The 15,771-nt window shown below is 65.9% G+C and carries 16 protein-coding genes, 1 tRNA gene and 1 pseudogene; 7 read left to right on the forward strand and 11 right to left on the reverse strand.

Features of this window, described 5'->3' with window-relative positions:
- Positions 1 to 45: 45 nt before the first annotated feature.
- Entirely contained in the window at positions 46 to 498 is a 453-nt protein-coding gene (locus tag IFT55_RS13370; RefSeq protein WP_192092839.1) for an Lrp/AsnC ligand binding domain-containing protein, read from the reverse strand.
- Positions 499 to 668: 170 nt separating this feature from the next.
- On the opposite strand from IFT55_RS13370, the gene putA reads away from it, so the two are divergent.
- On the forward strand, positions 669 to 3,764 hold the full coding sequence (gene putA / locus IFT55_RS13375) for a bifunctional proline dehydrogenase/L-glutamate gamma-semialdehyde dehydrogenase PutA (RefSeq protein ID WP_192092840.1): 3,096 nt from the start codon (positions 669 to 671) through the stop codon (positions 3,762 to 3,764).
- Positions 3,765 to 4,379: 615 nt separating this feature from the next.
- Here the strand turns inward: putA and rplA are convergent.
- Entirely contained in the window at positions 4,380 to 5,078 is a 699-nt protein-coding gene (gene rplA / locus IFT55_RS13380; RefSeq protein ID WP_192092841.1) for a 50S ribosomal protein L1, read from the reverse strand.
- A 4-nt stretch (positions 5,079 to 5,082) separates the two neighbouring features.
- Positions 5,083 to 5,520, reverse strand: a complete 438-nt coding sequence (gene rplK / locus IFT55_RS13385) for a 50S ribosomal protein L11 (RefSeq protein WP_192092842.1) — start codon at positions 5,518 to 5,520, stop codon at positions 5,083 to 5,085.
- A 184-nt stretch (positions 5,521 to 5,704) separates the two neighbouring features.
- On the opposite strand from rplK, the gene IFT55_RS13390 reads away from it, so the two are divergent.
- Positions 5,705 to 6,577 (forward strand): hypothetical protein, encoded by an 873-nt coding sequence (locus tag IFT55_RS13390; protein WP_192092843.1) that lies wholly within the window; start codon positions 5,705 to 5,707, stop codon positions 6,575 to 6,577.
- A 386-nt stretch (positions 6,578 to 6,963) separates the two neighbouring features.
- Here IFT55_RS13390 and IFT55_RS13395 read toward each other — a convergent pair whose 3' ends face one another.
- The 7 genes from IFT55_RS13395 to IFT55_RS13425 form a co-directional block, all read right to left on the reverse strand.
- Positions 6,964 to 7,461, reverse strand: coding sequence for a hypothetical protein (locus IFT55_RS13395; protein WP_192092844.1), 498 nt, complete (start codon positions 7,459 to 7,461; stop codon positions 6,964 to 6,966).
- Between the two features lie 426 nt (positions 7,462 to 7,887).
- Positions 7,888 to 8,427 carry a transcription termination/antitermination protein NusG gene (gene nusG / locus IFT55_RS13400; RefSeq protein ID WP_192092845.1) on the reverse strand — a complete coding sequence of 180 codons (540 nt, stop codon included), beginning with the start codon at positions 8,425 to 8,427 and terminating at the stop codon, positions 7,888 to 7,890.
- Between the two features lie 21 nt (positions 8,428 to 8,448).
- Positions 8,449 to 8,646: a preprotein translocase subunit SecE gene (secE, locus tag IFT55_RS13405; protein WP_192092846.1), complete on the reverse strand. Its 198-nt coding sequence runs from the start codon at positions 8,644 to 8,646 to the stop codon at positions 8,449 to 8,451.
- A 279-nt stretch (positions 8,647 to 8,925) separates the two neighbouring features.
- Positions 8,926 to 9,624 carry an outer membrane beta-barrel protein gene (locus tag IFT55_RS13410; RefSeq protein WP_192092847.1) on the reverse strand — a complete coding sequence of 233 codons (699 nt, stop codon included), beginning with the start codon at positions 9,622 to 9,624 and terminating at the stop codon, positions 8,926 to 8,928.
- Positions 9,625 to 9,721: 97 nt separating this feature from the next.
- Complete coding sequence (locus IFT55_RS13415) at positions 9,722 to 10,300, reverse strand: YqaA family protein (RefSeq protein WP_192092848.1); 579 nt, start codon at positions 10,298 to 10,300, stop codon at positions 9,722 to 9,724.
- Positions 10,301 to 10,342: 42 nt separating this feature from the next.
- Positions 10,343 to 10,418, reverse strand: a tRNA-Trp gene (locus tag IFT55_RS13420).
- Positions 10,419 to 10,506: 88 nt separating this feature from the next.
- Entirely contained in the window at positions 10,507 to 12,261 is a 1,755-nt protein-coding gene (locus IFT55_RS13425) for a fatty acyl-AMP ligase (protein ID WP_192092849.1), read from the reverse strand.
- A gap of 123 nt (positions 12,262 to 12,384) precedes the next feature.
- On the opposite strand from IFT55_RS13425, the gene IFT55_RS13430 reads away from it, so the two are divergent.
- From IFT55_RS13430 to IFT55_RS17470, 5 genes and pseudogenes are all read left to right on the forward strand, one after another.
- On the forward strand, positions 12,385 to 12,918 hold the full coding sequence (locus IFT55_RS13430) for a regulatory protein RecX (RefSeq protein ID WP_192092850.1): 534 nt from the start codon (positions 12,385 to 12,387) through the stop codon (positions 12,916 to 12,918).
- Between the two features lie 98 nt (positions 12,919 to 13,016).
- Positions 13,017 to 13,562, forward strand: a complete 546-nt coding sequence (locus IFT55_RS13435) for a cold shock domain-containing protein (RefSeq protein ID WP_249403817.1) — start codon at positions 13,017 to 13,019, stop codon at positions 13,560 to 13,562.
- A gap of 10 nt (positions 13,563 to 13,572) precedes the next feature.
- Positions 13,573 to 14,052: a DUF192 domain-containing protein gene (locus tag IFT55_RS13440; RefSeq protein ID WP_192092892.1), complete on the forward strand. Its 480-nt coding sequence runs from the start codon at positions 13,573 to 13,575 to the stop codon at positions 14,050 to 14,052.
- A 77-nt stretch (positions 14,053 to 14,129) separates the two neighbouring features.
- On the forward strand, positions 14,130 to 14,522 hold the full coding sequence (locus IFT55_RS13445) for an NADH:ubiquinone oxidoreductase subunit NDUFA12 (RefSeq protein ID WP_192092852.1): 393 nt from the start codon (positions 14,130 to 14,132) through the stop codon (positions 14,520 to 14,522).
- A 218-nt stretch (positions 14,523 to 14,740) separates the two neighbouring features.
- Positions 14,741 to 14,974, forward strand: a pseudogene (locus IFT55_RS17470) (DUF2155 domain-containing protein); the annotation flags it as partial.
- A 35-nt stretch (positions 14,975 to 15,009) separates the two neighbouring features.
- Here the strand turns inward: IFT55_RS17470 and aat are convergent.
- Positions 15,010 to 15,756, reverse strand: a complete 747-nt coding sequence (gene aat / locus IFT55_RS13455) for a leucyl/phenylalanyl-tRNA--protein transferase (RefSeq protein WP_192092853.1) — start codon at positions 15,754 to 15,756, stop codon at positions 15,010 to 15,012.
- Positions 15,757 to 15,771: the final 15 nt, after the last annotated feature.

Raw genomic sequence — 15,771 nt, forward strand, 5'->3', positions numbered from 1 at the left:
CGCAACGCCCGGCCACCGCATGCCCGGCACGCAGCGGCGCGATCGTTACAGCGGCAGCACCGTCGTCGCCTTCACCTCCTCCAGCACGGCATAGGTCCGCGTCTCGCGCACGCCCGGCACGGTGGTCAGCGTGCGGCCCAGAAAGGCGCGATACGCCGCCATGTCGGCCATCCGCACCTTCAACAAATAATCGAACCCGCCTGCGACCATATGGCATTCCAGCACTTCGGGCAGGTCGCGGACATGATAGCCGAACGCCGTGAACACATCGTCGGTGGTTCGGTCCAGCAGCACTTCGATGAACACCAGCAGCGACCGGTCCAGCTTGTCGGGATCGAGCAGCGCGGCATAGCCCCGGATCACCCCGCTTTCCCGCAACCGCCGCACCCGTTCGAAACACGCTGCGGGCGACAGCCCGCACTGCGCCGCCAGCGCCTGATTGGTGATCCGCCCGTCGGACTGCAACACGCGCAACAGCTTGCGATCGGTCTGGTCCATGACACTACTCCGTTGCCCCCGCCCGGCCGTCACCCCGGAACAAGCCCGGGGTGACGAAAATCGTGGGAAAACTCTTATCTGGCACGACATCGTCGGACAACCCGCCCAACATCCGAAGCACCTTCACCCCAAGCCGCGATATACCATCGATCCGACACGGAGAAAAACGAATGCGCACGATCGACTGGGACGCTCTCGACGCCGACAAGTTCACCGACGAATCGGTGCTGCTGCCCCAGTTGCTGGCACAGGTGCCGCTGACTACCGCCGATCGGACCGCCATCGTCGCACAGGCTGCCGCACTGGTCGACCGTACCCGCGCCGCATCGGCCAAACCCGGCGTGGTCGAAGGCTTTCTCCAGCAATTCTCGCTGGGTACGCAGGAAGGGCTGGCGCTGATGTGCCTTGCCGAAGCATTGCTGCGCACCCCCGATGCCGCGACGCGCGACCGGCTGATCGCCGAAAAGGTCGGGGCCGCCGACTGGGCGGCGCATCTGGGCGCGTCGTCCAGCCTGTTCGTCAATGCCTCGACCATCGGTCTGACGCTGACCGGGAAGCTGGTCGGCGAAGAGGGTACGGCTGGAATCGGCGAGACGATCCGCCGCCTTGCCGGGCGGCTGGGCGAACCGGTGATCCGGCGCGCGCTGTCCGCCGCCGTCGGCATCATGGGTGACCAGTTCGTGCTGGGTGCGACGATCGACGCCGCGCTGAAGCGCGCGGCGAAGGACGGTTATCTCTGTTCGTTCGACATGCTGGGCGAAGGCGCACGTACGCGTGCCGATGCCGACCGCTACGAATCGATCTATGCCGCCGCGATCGACGCGGTCGGCCGCGCCCGTGCGCCGGGCAGCACGCCCGAACAGGGGCATGGCGTGTCGGTCAAGCTCTCGGCGCTGTGCCCTCGCTACGAAGCCGTGCACGAAGCCGACGTCGTGACCGATCTCTATCCCCGCATCCACCGCCTTGCCGGGATCGCCGCCGGCCACAACCTCAACCTCGCGATCGATGCGGAGGAAGCCGACCGGCTGGCGCTCTCGCTCAAGCTGGTCGACCGGTTGGCCCGCGAAGCCGATCTGGGCGACTGGACCGGCCTCGGCGTCGTCGTACAGGCGTATAGCAAGCGCGCGCGCGGCGTGATCGACGGCCTTGAAACGCTGGCCCGCGACACTGGCCGCCGGATCATGGTCCGGCTGGTCAAGGGCGCCTATTGGGACAGCGAGGTCAAGCGCGCACAGGTCGCCGGGCACCCCGGCTATCCGGTGTTCACCGCCAAGCCCGCCACCGATCTCAGCTACCTCGTCTGCGCGGGCAAGCTGATCGCCGCCGCGCCCGCACTTTATCCTCAATTCGCCACGCACAACGCCCATACCCTTGTCGCAGTGCGTCACATGGCGGCGGCGCGGGGCGTCGCGATCGAACATCAGCGCCTGCACGGCATGGGCGAGGCGCTGTACCGCGCGGCCGGTGCGGGCAGCGACAACAGCCTGACGCTGCGCGCCTATGCCCCCGTCGGCGGGCATGAGGAATTGCTGCCCTATCTGGTCCGGCGGCTGCTGGAAAACGGTGCCAATTCCAGCTTCGTCAACGCGTTGCTCGACGAAGCCGTGCCGTCGGTCGATCTGGTCGCCGATCCGGTCGCGGCGGTCGCCGCTGCCCCGCACCAGCATCCCCGGCTGCCGTCGCCTGCCGCCATCTATGCCTCGCGCGCCAATCCGGCGGGACGCGACTATTCGATCCGCAGCGTCCGCGACACCGCCGCCCGCGCCGCCGCCGCCTACGCGCCGATCACCGCCGGCCCGATCGTCGGCGGGCGCATGCTGGCCGGGGCAGGGGAGGTGCCGCTTTCCAGTCCCGCCGACCACGCCCGCGCGATCGGCAGCGTCACCGCCGCCGACCCGGCGGATATCGACCGGGCCGCTTCCCTCGCCGCCGCCGCGCAGCCGGCATGGGACGCGCGCGGCGGCATCGCCCGTGGCCGCGTCCTGCGCGCGATGGGCGACGCGCTGGCGGCACAGACCGACCGCTTCGTCGCGATCCTGTCCGCCGAAGCGGGCAAGACGCTGAACGACGCCGTCGCCGAAGTGCGCGAGGCGGTCGACTTCTGCCGCTATTACGCCGTCCTCGCCGAAACGCAGTTCGCCGCGCCGACCATCCTGCAAGGCCCGGTCGGCGAAGTGAACCAGATCGAGCTGCACGGGCGCGGCGTGTTCGTCTGCATCTCGCCATGGAATTTCCCGCTGGCGATCTTTACCGGCCAGGTCGCGGCCGCGCTTGCCGCCGGTAACGCGGTGCTGGCCAAGCCCGCCGAACAGACGCCGCTGGTCGCCGCCGAAGCCGTCCGCCTGTTCCACGCCGCCGGGCTGAACCCCGATCTGCTTGCCCTGCTCCCCGGCGACGGTGCCAGCGTCGGCGCGGCGCTCGTCGGGCATCCCGCCATCGCCGGGGTCGCCTTCACCGGCGGCACCGAGACCGCGTGGACGATCAACCGCCAGTTGGCCGCACGCAACGGCCCGATCCTGCCGTTCATCGCAGAAACCGGCGGCCTGAACGGCCTGTTCGTCGATACCAGCGCGCTGCGCGAACAGGTGGTCGACGACGTGCTGCTGTCCGCCTTCGGCTCGGCCGGACAGCGTTGCTCGGCATTGCGGCTGCTCTACCTCCCGCGCGACACCGCCGATGCGGTAATCGAAACGCTGGTCGGCGCGGCGAAGTGTCTCGTGTTCGGCGACCCCGCCGATCCGGCGACCGATATCGGTCCGGTGATCGATGTCGATGCCCGCGCGGCGCTGGACGCGCATGTCGACCGGCTGGCGCGCGAAGCGACGATCCTGTTCCGCGCCGATCTGAACGGCACCGCCGATCGCGGCCACTTCTTCGCCCCGGTCATCGCCGAAGTCCCCACGCCCGACTTTCTGGAACGCGAGGTGTTCGGCCCGGTCCTGCACGTCTATCGCTATGACCCCGCCGATCTGCCCACCGTCGCTCGCCGCCTCGCCGCACGGGGATACGGCCTGACGCTGGGCGTCCACAGCCGCATCGACCGCTTCGCCGACGAAGTCGCCGCGCTGGTCCCCGCCGGCAACGTCTACGTCAATCGCTCGATCATCGGCGCGGTCGTCGGCGTCCAGCCGTTCGGCGGCGAAGGCCTGTCGGGCACCGGACCCAAGGCCGGCGGCCCGAACGCCCTGCTGCGCTATGCCAGCGAACGGACGACGTCGATCAACATCATGGCAAAGGGCGGCGATCCGGCGTTGTTGAACCTGTAGCCGTACGGGCCGGCGGTACTCCGGGTATCGGTCGCAGCGTTACCACGGACGGGAATAGCCCCGTCTGCCTGCGGCCGGTCGTGCGGCGTCGTCCGGGCATACCTGTCACCCCGGCGAAGGCCGGGGTCTCGTCCGGCTCTAGAGGTGCGGCTGCCACGGGGAGATGCCAGCCTGCGCTGGCATGACGCGTAAGGGGAGGCGTCGATCCCCGCTCCGGGCGATCGCCCCGCCTGCCGTGGCGGCCTGTCGATCGGAGGCAGTCGTACCGATCGCCGCCCTCGTCATACCAGCGAAGGTCATCGTGGGCCGGTGGAGCTTGCCCGGCATCACCGGCGACCCCCTTCGTTATTCCGGCAAAGGCGGGAATCCATCGTGTCGCGACATCGCGGACGGAACGCGGCCGCGCAACGCCACAGGATACGCACAATCGTCCGGCGACTTGCCGTAGGTTCGGGGCCGAACGCCGTCGCGAACAAAAACGGGGCCGGAAGCGTGATGCTTCCGGCCCCGAATGTCGTTCCGGTCGGCCGACGCGGGAGTTAATCCCGCGTCGTCGGTCGGGGCCTGCGCCCCGCCGGCCGGCCTCGGGCCGTGCCCTGCGGCACGGCGCAGCGCTTACGCGCCTGCAACCTCGGCGGTATCCACCTTGATGCCCGGGCCCATCGACGAGCTGACCGCGACCTTGCGGACATACTTGCCCTTGGCGCCGGTCGGCTTGGCCTTGACCACCGCGTCGACCAGCGCGTCGAAGTTCGCGCGCAGGTCTTCGGCGGGGAACGATGCCTTGCCGATGCCCGAATGGATGATACCGGCCTTTTCGACGCGATATTCCACCTGACCGCCCTTGGCGGCTTCGACGGCGGCGGCGACGTTCATCGTCACGGTGCCCAGCTTCGGGTTCGGCATCAGGCCCTTCGGACCCAGGATCTTGCCCAGACGTCCGACCAGACCCATCATGTCCGGCGTCGCGATGCAGCGATCGAAATCGATCTTGCCGCCCTGGATCGCGTCCATCAGGTCTTCGGCACCGACCACGTCGGCACCCGCCGCCGTGGCTTCGTCGGCCTTGGCGCCGCGGGCGAACACGCCGACGCGCACGGTCTTGCCGGTGCCCTTGGGCAGCGTCACCACGCCGCGGACCATCTGGTCGGCGTGACGCGGATCGACGCCGAGGTTCAGCGCGACCTCGATCGTCTCGTCGAACTTCGACGTGGCGTGGGTCTTGGCCAGCGCGATCGCTTCATCGATGCCGTGCAGCTTGAGCACGTCGACGGCGGTGGCGAGGGTCTTCGCCTTCTTGGTCAGCTTTGCCATGATATCAGCCCTCCGTCACTTCGAGGCCCATCGCGCGGGCCGAACCTTCGATGATCTTCGTCGCCGCGTCGATGTCGTTCGCGTTCAGATCCTTCATCTTGATCGTCGCGATTTCGGACAGCTGCGAACGGCTGATCTTGCCCGCGACCGTCTTGCCCGGCTCCTTCGAACCCGACTTCAGGTTGATCGCCTGCTTGATCAGGTACGTCGCCGGCGGCGTCTTCGTTTCGAAGCTGAACGAACGGTCGGCATAGACGGTGATGATCGTCGGCAGGGGCGTGCCCTTGGCGATGTCGCCGCTGGACGTCTGCGCGTTGAACGTCTTGCAGAATTCCATGATGTTCACGCCGCGCTGACCCAGCGCGGGCCCGATCGGCGGCGACGGCTTGGCTTCGCCCGCCGGCACCTGCAGCTTGATATAGCCGGTAATCTTCTTGGCCATGTGTCACTCTCTTTCAAGTTTAGCGGTACGCACGGCAGCCTTCCCGAAAGAACGCCGCCTCCCGCCATGGTTTCGCAAACTGTCGTCTGGAAGCGCGGGCGCATAGCGCAACCGGGCCGCACAGGCAAGCGCGCCGCCATCGCCCGGCTTGCAATGTAGGATTTCGCCTGCTTCGACCATGGCCATGCCGCGACCCTATTCCCGCAAACAAGCGCTACAGAACGCCGCCTTCCTGCGCGTCCTTGCGCAGACCGGTAACGCCCGCGACGCCGCGCGCTCGCTCGGGCTCAACCGGTCGATGCTGACCAAGCGGCGCAACGCCGATCCCGACTTCGCCCAGCGCTGGGAAGCGGCGCAGGTCGTCGCCGCCAATCGCATCGCCGACCCCGATCTGCCGCCGGGCGAAGCGCGCGTCGTCCGCAGCGCCGGTCGCCTGCAACTGCGCATGCCGGGCAAGGGTCGCCATATCGACCTTGCCGCCGAACAGATATTCCTGTCTGCATTGTCCGCGACCGCCAATGTCCGCCTCGCCGCGAAGGCCGCCGGGTTCGCGCACAGCAGCTTCTATGCCCGCGCCCGCACGCATCCCGGCTTCGCCCGCGAAATGCGCCTCGCGCTTGCGCAAGGGTGTGAACGGCTCGAAATGGCATTGCTGGAAGACAGCACGCCCGAAGCCAACACGCACGACCATTGGCGGCACAACGATCCGCCGCCGATTCCCCGCATGACCGCCGCCGAAGCGTTGCAGGCAATGGCGATGCACCGCCGTCCGCAGCATTCGTCCGTCGATCCCGACATCTGGCGCAAACGCGGCGAAAGCAGCGACGCATGGTCCGAACGCCGACGCAGGGAACATGCCATCGAACGCGCAAGGGAGGCGGAAGACGCCCGCCTGATCGATTACGCCCGGTCGCAGGCCGGTGCGAAACGTTCCGAATTCGAGCCGCCGGCGCCGTTGGTCCCGCCGCTGGAGCAGGTAGCGTGGCGGGACAAGGAACGGACGGTGACGGAGGAAGGGAAGGGGCTGTTCGGTGGAAAGGGGTTCGGCTCCGGGTAGGTCCACCGCTCGCCGACGCGCGTCGTCAAACGACCGATGACGGCTTGCCGACCAACAATGCATCAGGCGGGCAGGTAAAGGGCCGCGCCTTTCCCTGTTTCCGCTGGACCCGGCCATATTCACTACGATGGCAGTTCTGCACCCTGCACGACCGTCGTTCCTGACCTGTTTCAGAGTCCATCTAGCCACCAGCGTTGCGCAAAAGGTTTGGCCACCGACGATGGGCGCACGGTGAACCGGGGAAAGGCCGGGGTGAGGATCGTCGGATCGATATGCCGACGAATATCGTTCCGCCCATCCCCGCTTCCGCACAAATTGCGCAACAAGTGTCTGCCGGGGATGATCGGATCACCCACTGTTCGTACAGTTGCGAACCTCATTGAGCGTCAGCGACTCCGCTTGCCCGCGTTTCCGAACGTTTCCGTAATCAACGTCGCCCTGCAGTCGTTCTCGCCTGCGGTGCCGACCCAGATGTCATAGAGACCTTCGGCAGCGTTCTCGAAATCGATCTTCGCGTTCAGACCCTGACTGCCATCGTCGTCGAAGGTCCACTCCCCGGACGGAGCGTTGATGAGCAGCACCGTGTCGCAGCCCGCTTCGGTACGGAACACCAGCTTTCGGCGTTGCGCGGCATTGCCGGTCAGGCGGAACGTATAGTCGGGTTCCCGCGTCACCCACCCCGAACCCGGCTCGTCGCATCGCGCCAGATTATAGTCGCCACCGGCGGTAAGTGTGTGACGGACAGCACTGTACAGTTCGTTGCTGCTGTACGTGGCCTGCTCGCCGGTAAGGGTATAGTCGGGACAGGCGAGCGCACTCTGCGCAAGACTTGATCCGACGGTTACGACGGCAGCCGACAACATCATCCGTACGATCTGGCGCATTTGAACTACCCTTTCCCAACCGGTTCCCAGCACGGAGTCAGGCGCTCCCACGTCCCGATGAACCGCATCCGCATTGGCGTTGCGTCTCCTCGGCACCGGCACCACTTGCCGCGCTAAAATCCTAAGATAGTTGAGATTTTTGCGCATACCCCATTTGGGGTAGATGCCTGCGATACGCAGGATTTACGCTGGACGTTTTACAGAAATTTCGTCCCATGCCGACGAATGCGCCGGACGATGTTGGGGGGGGCGTCCCATGAGCCGGCCCGTGGGACGGCCACCGATGCAACGGCATGCAACCAAAAACGGCGCAGGGCCTTCGCCCTACGCCGCTAACGTCGGTCGGGTTGTACCCGCCGGCCGGTGTCCGCCGTCTCGGCGATAGCTCGCGCTATCGCCGTGCGGACAGCAAGTTTCGGCTTTGCCTTACTTGCTTCGTTCCACCTGCTCGAAATCGAGTTCCACCGGCGTCGCGCGCCCGAAGATCGACACCGACACCTTCACCTTCGACTTGTCGAAGTCGAGTTCCTCGACCAGCCCGTTGAAGCTGGCGAACGGGCCGTCCAGCACCTTGACCGAATCGCCGATCTCGAAATCGACCTTGATCTTTTGCTTGACGGGAGAGGCGGCGGCCTCTTCCTTGCTGTTCAGCATCCGCGTGGCTTCCGCCTCGCTGATCGCCTGCGGCTTGCCCGACGAACCGAGGAAACCGGTCACCTTCGGCGTGTTCTTGACGAGGTGATACACCTGATCGCTCAGGTCCAGCTTCGCCAGCACATATCCGGGCATGAACTTGCGCTCGGACTGGATCTTCTTGCCGCGGCGGACCTCGGTGATGTTCTCGGTCGGCACCTCGATCGCCTCGACCGCATGGTCGAGGCCGAGGCGCGTCGCCTCCGTCATGATCGAATCGCGGACCTTGCCCTCGAAACCCGAATAGGCGTGAATGATGTACCAGCGCGACATGTAAGACCCTTGTATTCGCAGTTACTGGGCGAGCTTGAGCAGCGCCTTGACGATCGCGTCGAACGCCGAATCCACGCCGAGGAAAAAGATCGCCAGCAACGTCGTCATGATGACGACCATCACCGCGGTCATCACCGTTTCCTTGCGGGTCGGCCATGTCACCTTGGCGGTTTCGGCCCGGACCTGCCGCATGAATTCGACTGGAGTAACCTTGGCCACGCGCGCACCTTCGCCCTTGCTATGGACCGACTTCGGGGCAAGGGGCCTCGTCCGGGCCCCCAAGGGAACCGGCGCTGCCCATCCACGCTGTCGGATTGGGCATGGTATCTAGCGACGATCCGCGCGCGTGGCAAGCGCGCGGGGCCGGGGCGGCGACCGTGTGCCGCCGCCCCTCATGGATCGATGCCGATCCGCGTCGTATCGCGGCCCCGCCACCCCGCCGTGAAGCGGTCGCCCCCCCCGGGCGGTAACCGCGGCGTAATCCGCCGGGAACCGCCTTTAGAAGCGGAAGCCGACGCCGAACGTTGCCTGCGTCCGCTGGAACGTCAGGTCTTCGTACAGGCTGTCGCTGGTGTCGTACCCGGTAACCGACACGTCGCCCTTCAGATACGCGCCGTCGTGCAGCGTGTGCTCGAAGCCTACGCCGGCGTGGAAGCCGTTATATTTCTCGGTGAGCGTGAAATTGTTCAAACCACCGTCTTCATAGGCCAGTTCGAGCTTCAGGTTCGAATATCCGCCGCGCAGATACAGTTGCGAAGCCTGGCCGATCCGGAAACCAACCCGGACGCCGCCCGAGAATTCGACGCCGGGCTTCTGACACAGCGAATCGCCGCCGAAGACTTCGTCGCACCGGTCGACCGACGTTCCGGTCACGCCGGCGTAGGCACCCAGCAGCGTGCTGCCGCTCACCGGCAGGTCATAGCCGATCTCACCGCCATAGCGGACGCCGTTGGCGCCGGCATAATATTTGGTGTCGTCTTCGATATAGCTGAGTTCCAGCCGGTCGAATCCCGCGCCGATTTCGACCCGCAGACCGCTCAGCGATACCTCGGCAGGCGCTTCCGGCTCGGCCTCGGGCGCGGTCTCTTGTCCGTAATAGGGCTGGGGCGGATAGGCGGGCAACGTCGTCTGGGCAAAGGCCGGCAGCGCGACGAACAGAGACGACGCCAGCGCGGCGGCCGCAACATATTTCTTCATAAGGATCCCCCGATGCCGAACGAAATCGTACGGCGGCAGAGCCTGTACAGGAAGATTGTGACTGTGGCGTAAAATTGAATCCGTTACGGACGCAGTTTCACAGCAGGCTGACCGCCGCGAACCCGCCAACCACCGCGACCACTACCGCGATGCCGATGATCGTCAGCCGCTTTTCGATGAAGTCCTGCACCGGCTGGCCATAGCGCTTGAGCAGGAATGCGATCAGGAAGAAGCGGAACGCGCGTGTGATCGTGGCGGTGATGACGAACAGCGCGAAGTTGAACTTGGCGAGGCCCGATGCGATCGTCACCAGCTTGAACGGGATCGGGGTCAGACCCTTCAGCAGGATGATGACCGCGCCGTACTCGGCAAATTTTTTCTGAAAATCGGCAGCGCTCTTTTGCAACCCGTACAGGTCGATCACCCATTTGCCGACCGTGTCGAACAGGAAATACCCGATGGCATAGCCCAGCATGCCGCCCAGCACCGATGCGATCGTACAGATCGCGGCGATGCGATAGGCGCGGGTGCGGTGTTGTAGGATGACCGGCACCAGCACCACGTCGGGCGGAACCGGAAAGAACGAACTTTCGCAGAATGACACGATCGCCAGGCTGCGCACCGCATGACGATGATTGGCGAGGCGGAGCGTCCAGTCGTACAGCGCACGGAACATCGTCGTCGGCGTCCTGATTGGCGGGCGGCGCGCGGGGTGCGCTGGCACGAGTGGAGGGATTCGAACCCCCGGCCCTCGGTTTTGGAGACCGATGCTCTACCAGCTGAGCTACACTCGTGTGCGGTCGTGGCCACTACCCTCCCGATTTCGGAAGGGCAAGGGCTATGATGAAACTAGGGCGCGGATCGCGTGTAGGAAAGCAGAAATCACGCTGCGATGGCGTAGGGTTTGATCTCGCCGTCGAGGTACAGCTTGCGCGCCTTGGCCCGGCTCAGCTTGCCCGACGACGTGCGCGGCAGGGTGCGTGGCGGGACCAGTTCAATGACGCAGTTCATGCCGGTAACCGCCCGCACGCGCTCGCGAATTTCCTCGCGCAGCCGCTGCCGCTCGCCCTCGTCCGATGCGCGGCACTGCACCAGCACCGCCGGGGTTTCCTCGCCGCCGGGGGTCGTGATCGCGAAGGCGGCGATATCGCCCGATTTGAAGCCGGGCAGCTGCTCGACCGCCCATTCGATGTCCTGCGGCCAGTGATTCTTGCCGTTGACGATGATCATGTCCTTGGCCCGACCGACGATATAGACATATCCGTCAGACAGATAGCCCATGTCGCCGGTGTCCAGCCAGCCATCGGACATGCAGGCTGCGGTCGCTTCGGGATCGCGGAAATATCCGGTCATCAGCGACGGTCCCTTGCACCACAGCTTGCCGATCGCACGCTCGGGCAGGGGGGTGCCGTCCTCCTCGCGGATCTCGACCGCCATGTCGCGCACCGGCTTGCCGCAATTGACGATCGCGCGATATCGCTGCGGCCGGTCGCTGCGACCGGCATGGCCGGACAGCTCGGTCTCCTCGACCAGTTCGACCGTAATCCCTTCGTTCGGCGGCATAATCGACACCGCCAGCGTCGCCTCGGCAAGGCCGTAGGACGGCAGGAACGCCGATGCGCGGAACCCGGCATCGGCAAAGGCGTCGACGAACGACTGCATCACGTCGGGCCGGATCATGTCCGCACCATTGCCCGCCAGCCGCCACCGCGACAGGTCGAACCGGTCCGCCGCCTTGGTCTGGCTCGACATGCGCCGTGCGCAGATGTCGTAGCCGAAGGTCGGCGAGTAGGAAATCGACGTCCCCGGATTGCGGCTGATCAGATCGAGCCACGCCAGCGGACGCCGCGCAAAATCCTCTGTTTTCAGATAGTCGGTCGACACCTGGTTGGCGACGACCGACAGGAAGCAGCCCACCAGCCCCATGTCGTGATACCATGGCAGCCACGATACGCAGCGGTCGCTGTCGACCACCTGCATCCCATGGCTGTGCGCGGCCAGATTGTTCAGCAATGCGGCATGCGTGATCTCGGTCCCGTGCGGAAACCGCGTCGACCCGCTGGAATATTGCAGATAGCAGATTTCGTTCGTGTCGGCGCGGGGCAGGTCGCACGGCGTCGCGTCCCCGGCGGAAAAACGCTCCCAATCAATGCCTTCGATCCCGGCTACGCGGGCAGCCTCACCAGCCATCGCTTCCAGTTCGACCGGATAGAACAGCGTGCGCGGATCGCAGCTGGCCAGTTGCACCCGCAACTGTTCGACATAGGCTTCGCGCCCGCCGAACGAGGTCGGCAACGGCAACGGCACCGGCCACGCGCCGGCATAGACCACCCCGAAGAACAGCGCCGCGAATTCCGGTCCCGTTTCGGCGATCAGCGCGATCCGGTCGCGTGGCCGTACGCCATGCGCGATCAGCCGTCGTGCCTGTGCCAGCGCGTCCTCGCGCATCTCCCGAAAGGGATAGGCGCGGCGCAACGTGCCGCGCGCGTCGTGGAAGTTCAGTCCGCGCGACCCCTGCGCGGCATAGTCCATCGCGTCGCCCAGCGTCGCGAAATCCGCAAAGCGGCGTGGCAGGCTGTCTGCGGTAGGCGTGGCCACCGGCGACACTGCAACAATTTCTTCAGAATTCGTCGTCATTCTTGTCCAACTCACGGCCACGATCGCGCACTACGCGGCTTCGGGCCGGTTGCCATAGCGACAACCGGCCTCCCGGCACAGTTCATTTCAAAATTGCCCGTCACTGTGGCACAAACATGGCGCATGTCCCGTGATGTCCGCCGCCCGCTCCCCCCGATCGACCAGAGCGCACTCGAACGCATGGCGCTGCGCTATGTCGAACGATACGCCACGACCCGTGCGAAACTAGTGCAATATCTGACGCGTAAGCTGCGCGAACGGGGCGCGGACGGGACGATCGACGTCGCGGGGCTGGCCGATCGCATGGCCGAACTACGCTATGTCGACGATCGCGCCTTTGCCGAGGCACGCGCGACGGCGATGGCCCGGCGGGGGCTGGGTCCCCGCCGGGTGCGCGACGCGCTGCGCCATGCGGGGGTTGGGGAGGACGATGCCGGCGCGGTCGCCGACACGATCGACGAAGGCGCGCTGGCCGCCGCGATCGCCTTCGCCCGCCGACGCCGGATCGGCCCCTTCGCGCCGCAACAGGCGGAACGCGATCTGCGCGAGAAACAGGTGGGGGCGATGGTCCGCGCCGGCCATTCTCCCGGTCTTTCCCGCGTCATCGCCTCGCTCGGCCCCGACGATGACATCGAAACCTTATCGGATCGCTACTAAACGCAAAGAAATCGTCGCCTTTGCGAAAGTACGTGTTAAAAAGCAGTCAGGGGGACGATCAAAAGATGCATGTCGAGGCACGACAGGGCGGGGACGAAATGTCCGTTGCGACGGCCGGACAATTCGTCGTCATCGACGGCGAAGACGTGCTGACCATGCAGGGCGGCGTGAAGTGGTTCGACGTCACCCGCGGCTTCGGCTTCATCGTTGCGGACGAACCGGGTCTCGGCGATGTCCTGATCCATTTTTCGGTATTGCAGCCGCACGGACGGCGTACCTTGCCCGAAGGGACACGGATCACCTGTACCGCCGTGCGCCGGTCGCGCGGGCTGCAGGCGCTGGAAATTCTCGACATCGACCTGTCGACGGCGATCGAGCCGGTCCGCCGGGTGGCCGACCGCGCCGACCGCGTGGTGCTAGTCGATCAGGCGGGACCGTTCGAACCGGTCTCCGTAAAATGGTTCAACCGGCTGAAAGGCTATGGTTTCCTGATCCGAGATGCCGTTCCCGGGGATGTGTTCGTCCATATGGAGACGCTGCGACGCGGCGGTATCGAGGAAGTGGATCCCGAACAGCGGCTTGTCGCCCGCATCGTCGAAGGGCAGAAGGGGCCGTTGGCCGTGATGGTCGAAAAGGGCGAATGACCGGGTGAAGATGCACGTAAGGGCGGGACTGGCGGCGCTGTTGCTGACGCTGGGCGGCTGTCAGGGCGGAAATGCCGGCAACGAATCGGCGTCGGCAAGCTCGACCGGTCGTGCGCAGGTAACGGTCGTCACCGCAGCGGGCGCGTCGCACCGGTTCGACGTCGATCTGGCCGCCACCTCCGCGCAGCAGGAACAGGGGCTGATGTACCGTCCATCGATCCCCGCCGACGGCGGCATGTTGTTCGCGCCCTATCCCCCCGACGGCGGACCGCCGCGTGCCGCGCGCTTCTGGATGAAGAACACACCCAGCGCGCTCGACATATTGTTCATCCGCCCTGACGGCACGGTCGCGACGATCGCCGAGAATACCGTACCCTTCTCCGAAGCCGGTGTGGAATCGGGTGAGCCTGTGGCGGCGGTGCTGGAACTGGCCGGCGGGCGGGCGGCGGAACTGGGCATTTCGCCGGGCGACAAGGTCAGCTGGAAATAGCGTGGCGGATCGCCGAACCCTTCCCGGAAATCATCCGCCCCATTGTCGCGCGGGCGCGGCGACGCTAAGCGATGCGCATGGCAATCCTGGCAAACATCTTCACCTGGTGGAACGGTGCCACCTTTGGCACGTGGCTCGGCCTGCGCGGCAAGAAACAGGTGGGGTCCGATTCGCTGGGCAACGCCTATTATGTCGGCGGTAGCGACACCAACGGCGTGCCGCGCCGCTGGGTGATCTATTCCGGTTCGAATGATGCCAGCCGGGTGCCGCCCGAATGGTTCAGCTGGCTGCATCACCAGATCGAGGGCACGCCCGACGAATCGCTCCCGCCAGTCCGCCAGTGGCAAAAGCCGCCGCTGGCCAACCAGACCGGCACGCCGCTCGCCTATCAACCGCCGGGCATGCTCGACAAGGGCGGTGCCCGCGTCCGCGCCACGGGTGATTACGAGGCGTGGAGCCCCGAGGCGTGAATTTGCGTCGCTGGCTGGCAGGGCTGGCGATCGTGATATTGCTGGCGGCGGGTGGCTGGACGGCATGGCGGGTCTGGTCGAACCGGTCCGATCCTGATCCGGCAGCCGAAGTGGCGGTGCCGGACGCGGTGCGCATGCCGGTTCCGGGTGCGTCCGGTCCCGAAGTCGTCAGCGTCGACAACGGCGTCGATACCAACTTACTGGCAGGTGCCACGCCGATGGCGCAGCGCGTCGCCGTCGTGGGGTTGCTGAACAAGCGCAACGGCCAGACACGCGATCTGACGCTTCGTCCGGGCCAAGCCGTGCGGGTGGGTGACGTGGTCGTCCGCCTGCGGGCATGCGAACGGACCGCACCGTGGGAGCCGGAGCAATATACCGGGGCCTTCGTTCAGCTTGACGTGCGCGGCGCTGATACGAAATGGCGACGTGCCTTTGCAGGGTGGCTGTTCAAGGAAAGGCCATCGCTGAACGTCGTGCTGCACCCGATCTACGACGTATGGCCCAAAAGCTGCACGATGTCCTTTCCCGACAGTGGGCCGGATACCGTCCCTGCCGGTGCGCCGTCGGCGGCGGGGGTCAGGCGGTCCAGCGCGCCGAAATCCGCGCCCACCGCTGCGGTCGATGCCGCCAGTGCAGGCGAAGCATCGCCCAGCCCCAGTGCGTTGGCCAACAGCACCGAATAACGCGCACGCGGTATTTCCACCGCGCCCATCGACGCCAGATGATCGGTCTGGAACTGGCAATCCAGTAGCCGGTATCCCCCGACGCGCAGCCGCGCGACCAGCCATGCCAGTGCGACTCGCGATGCGCTGGGTGCGCGACTGACCATGCTTTCGCCGAAGAACGCGCCGCCCAGCGCCAGCCCGTACAGGCCACCTGCAAGGTGCTCGCCATCCCAGACCTCGATCGAATGGGCGAAGCCCAGTTCGTGGAGCCGGACGAAGGCGCGCTCGATCGATCCGTTGATCCAGGTGTCCGGGCGATCGGCCGCGCTTTCGGCGCACAGCGCGAGGATGTCGGCGAACGCAGTGTCGGCAGTAACGCGATAGCGGTCCCGGGCGATCAGCTTTCTCAGCGATCGCGACACATGCAATCCGTCCAGCGGCATCACGCCGCGCTGCTTGGGCTCTACCCAGTAGATTCCGTCCGCATCCCGATGATCCGCCATGGGAAAGATGCCGAGCGCATAGGCCTGCAACAGCGTTTCGGGTTCGAGTTCCTGCACCTGCACCATTGCGCAAAAGCCTAA

This window comes from Sphingomonas sp. CFBP 13720 (genome assembly GCF_014842075.1).
Lineage (GTDB): Bacteria > Pseudomonadota > Alphaproteobacteria > Sphingomonadales > Sphingomonadaceae > Sphingomonas.

What these genes read in the sequence shown, in the direction of transcription:
- IFT55_RS13370 (WP_192092839.1), bottom strand. Translation starts at nt 498, where the DNA reads ATGGACCAGACCGATCGCAAGCTGTTGCGCGTGTTGCAGTCCGACGGG.
- putA (WP_192092840.1), top strand. Translation starts at nt 669, where the DNA reads ATGCGCACGATCGACTGGGACGCTCTCGACGCCGACAAGTTCACCGAC.
- rplA (WP_192092841.1), bottom strand. Translation starts at nt 5,078, where the DNA reads ATGGCAAAGCTGACCAAGAAGGCGAAGACCCTCGCCACCGCCGTCGAC.
- rplK (WP_192092842.1), bottom strand. Translation starts at nt 5,520, where the DNA reads ATGGCCAAGAAGATTACCGGCTATATCAAGCTGCAGGTGCCGGCGGGC.
- IFT55_RS13390 (WP_192092843.1), top strand. Translation starts at nt 5,705, where the DNA reads ATGCCGCGACCCTATTCCCGCAAACAAGCGCTACAGAACGCCGCCTTC.
- IFT55_RS13395 (WP_192092844.1), bottom strand. Translation starts at nt 7,461, where the DNA reads ATGCGCCAGATCGTACGGATGATGTTGTCGGCTGCCGTCGTAACCGTC.
- nusG (WP_192092845.1), bottom strand. Translation starts at nt 8,427, where the DNA reads ATGTCGCGCTGGTACATCATTCACGCCTATTCGGGTTTCGAGGGCAAG.
- IFT55_RS13410 (WP_192092847.1), bottom strand. Translation starts at nt 9,624, where the DNA reads ATGAAGAAATATGTTGCGGCCGCCGCGCTGGCGTCGTCTCTGTTCGTC.
- IFT55_RS13415 (WP_192092848.1), bottom strand. Translation starts at nt 10,300, where the DNA reads ATGTTCCGTGCGCTGTACGACTGGACGCTCCGCCTCGCCAATCATCGT.
- IFT55_RS13425 (WP_192092849.1), bottom strand. Translation starts at nt 12,261, where the DNA reads ATGACGACGAATTCTGAAGAAATTGTTGCAGTGTCGCCGGTGGCCACG.
- IFT55_RS13430 (WP_192092850.1), top strand. Translation starts at nt 12,385, where the DNA reads ATGTCCCGTGATGTCCGCCGCCCGCTCCCCCCGATCGACCAGAGCGCA.
- IFT55_RS13435 (WP_249403817.1), top strand. Translation starts at nt 13,017, where the DNA reads ATGTCCGTTGCGACGGCCGGACAATTCGTCGTCATCGACGGCGAAGAC.
- IFT55_RS13440 (WP_192092892.1), top strand. Translation starts at nt 13,573, where the DNA reads ATGCACGTAAGGGCGGGACTGGCGGCGCTGTTGCTGACGCTGGGCGGC.
- IFT55_RS13445 (WP_192092852.1), top strand. Translation starts at nt 14,130, where the DNA reads ATGGCAATCCTGGCAAACATCTTCACCTGGTGGAACGGTGCCACCTTT.
- aat (WP_192092853.1), bottom strand. Translation starts at nt 15,756, where the DNA reads ATGGTGCAGGTGCAGGAACTCGAACCCGAAACGCTGTTGCAGGCCTAT.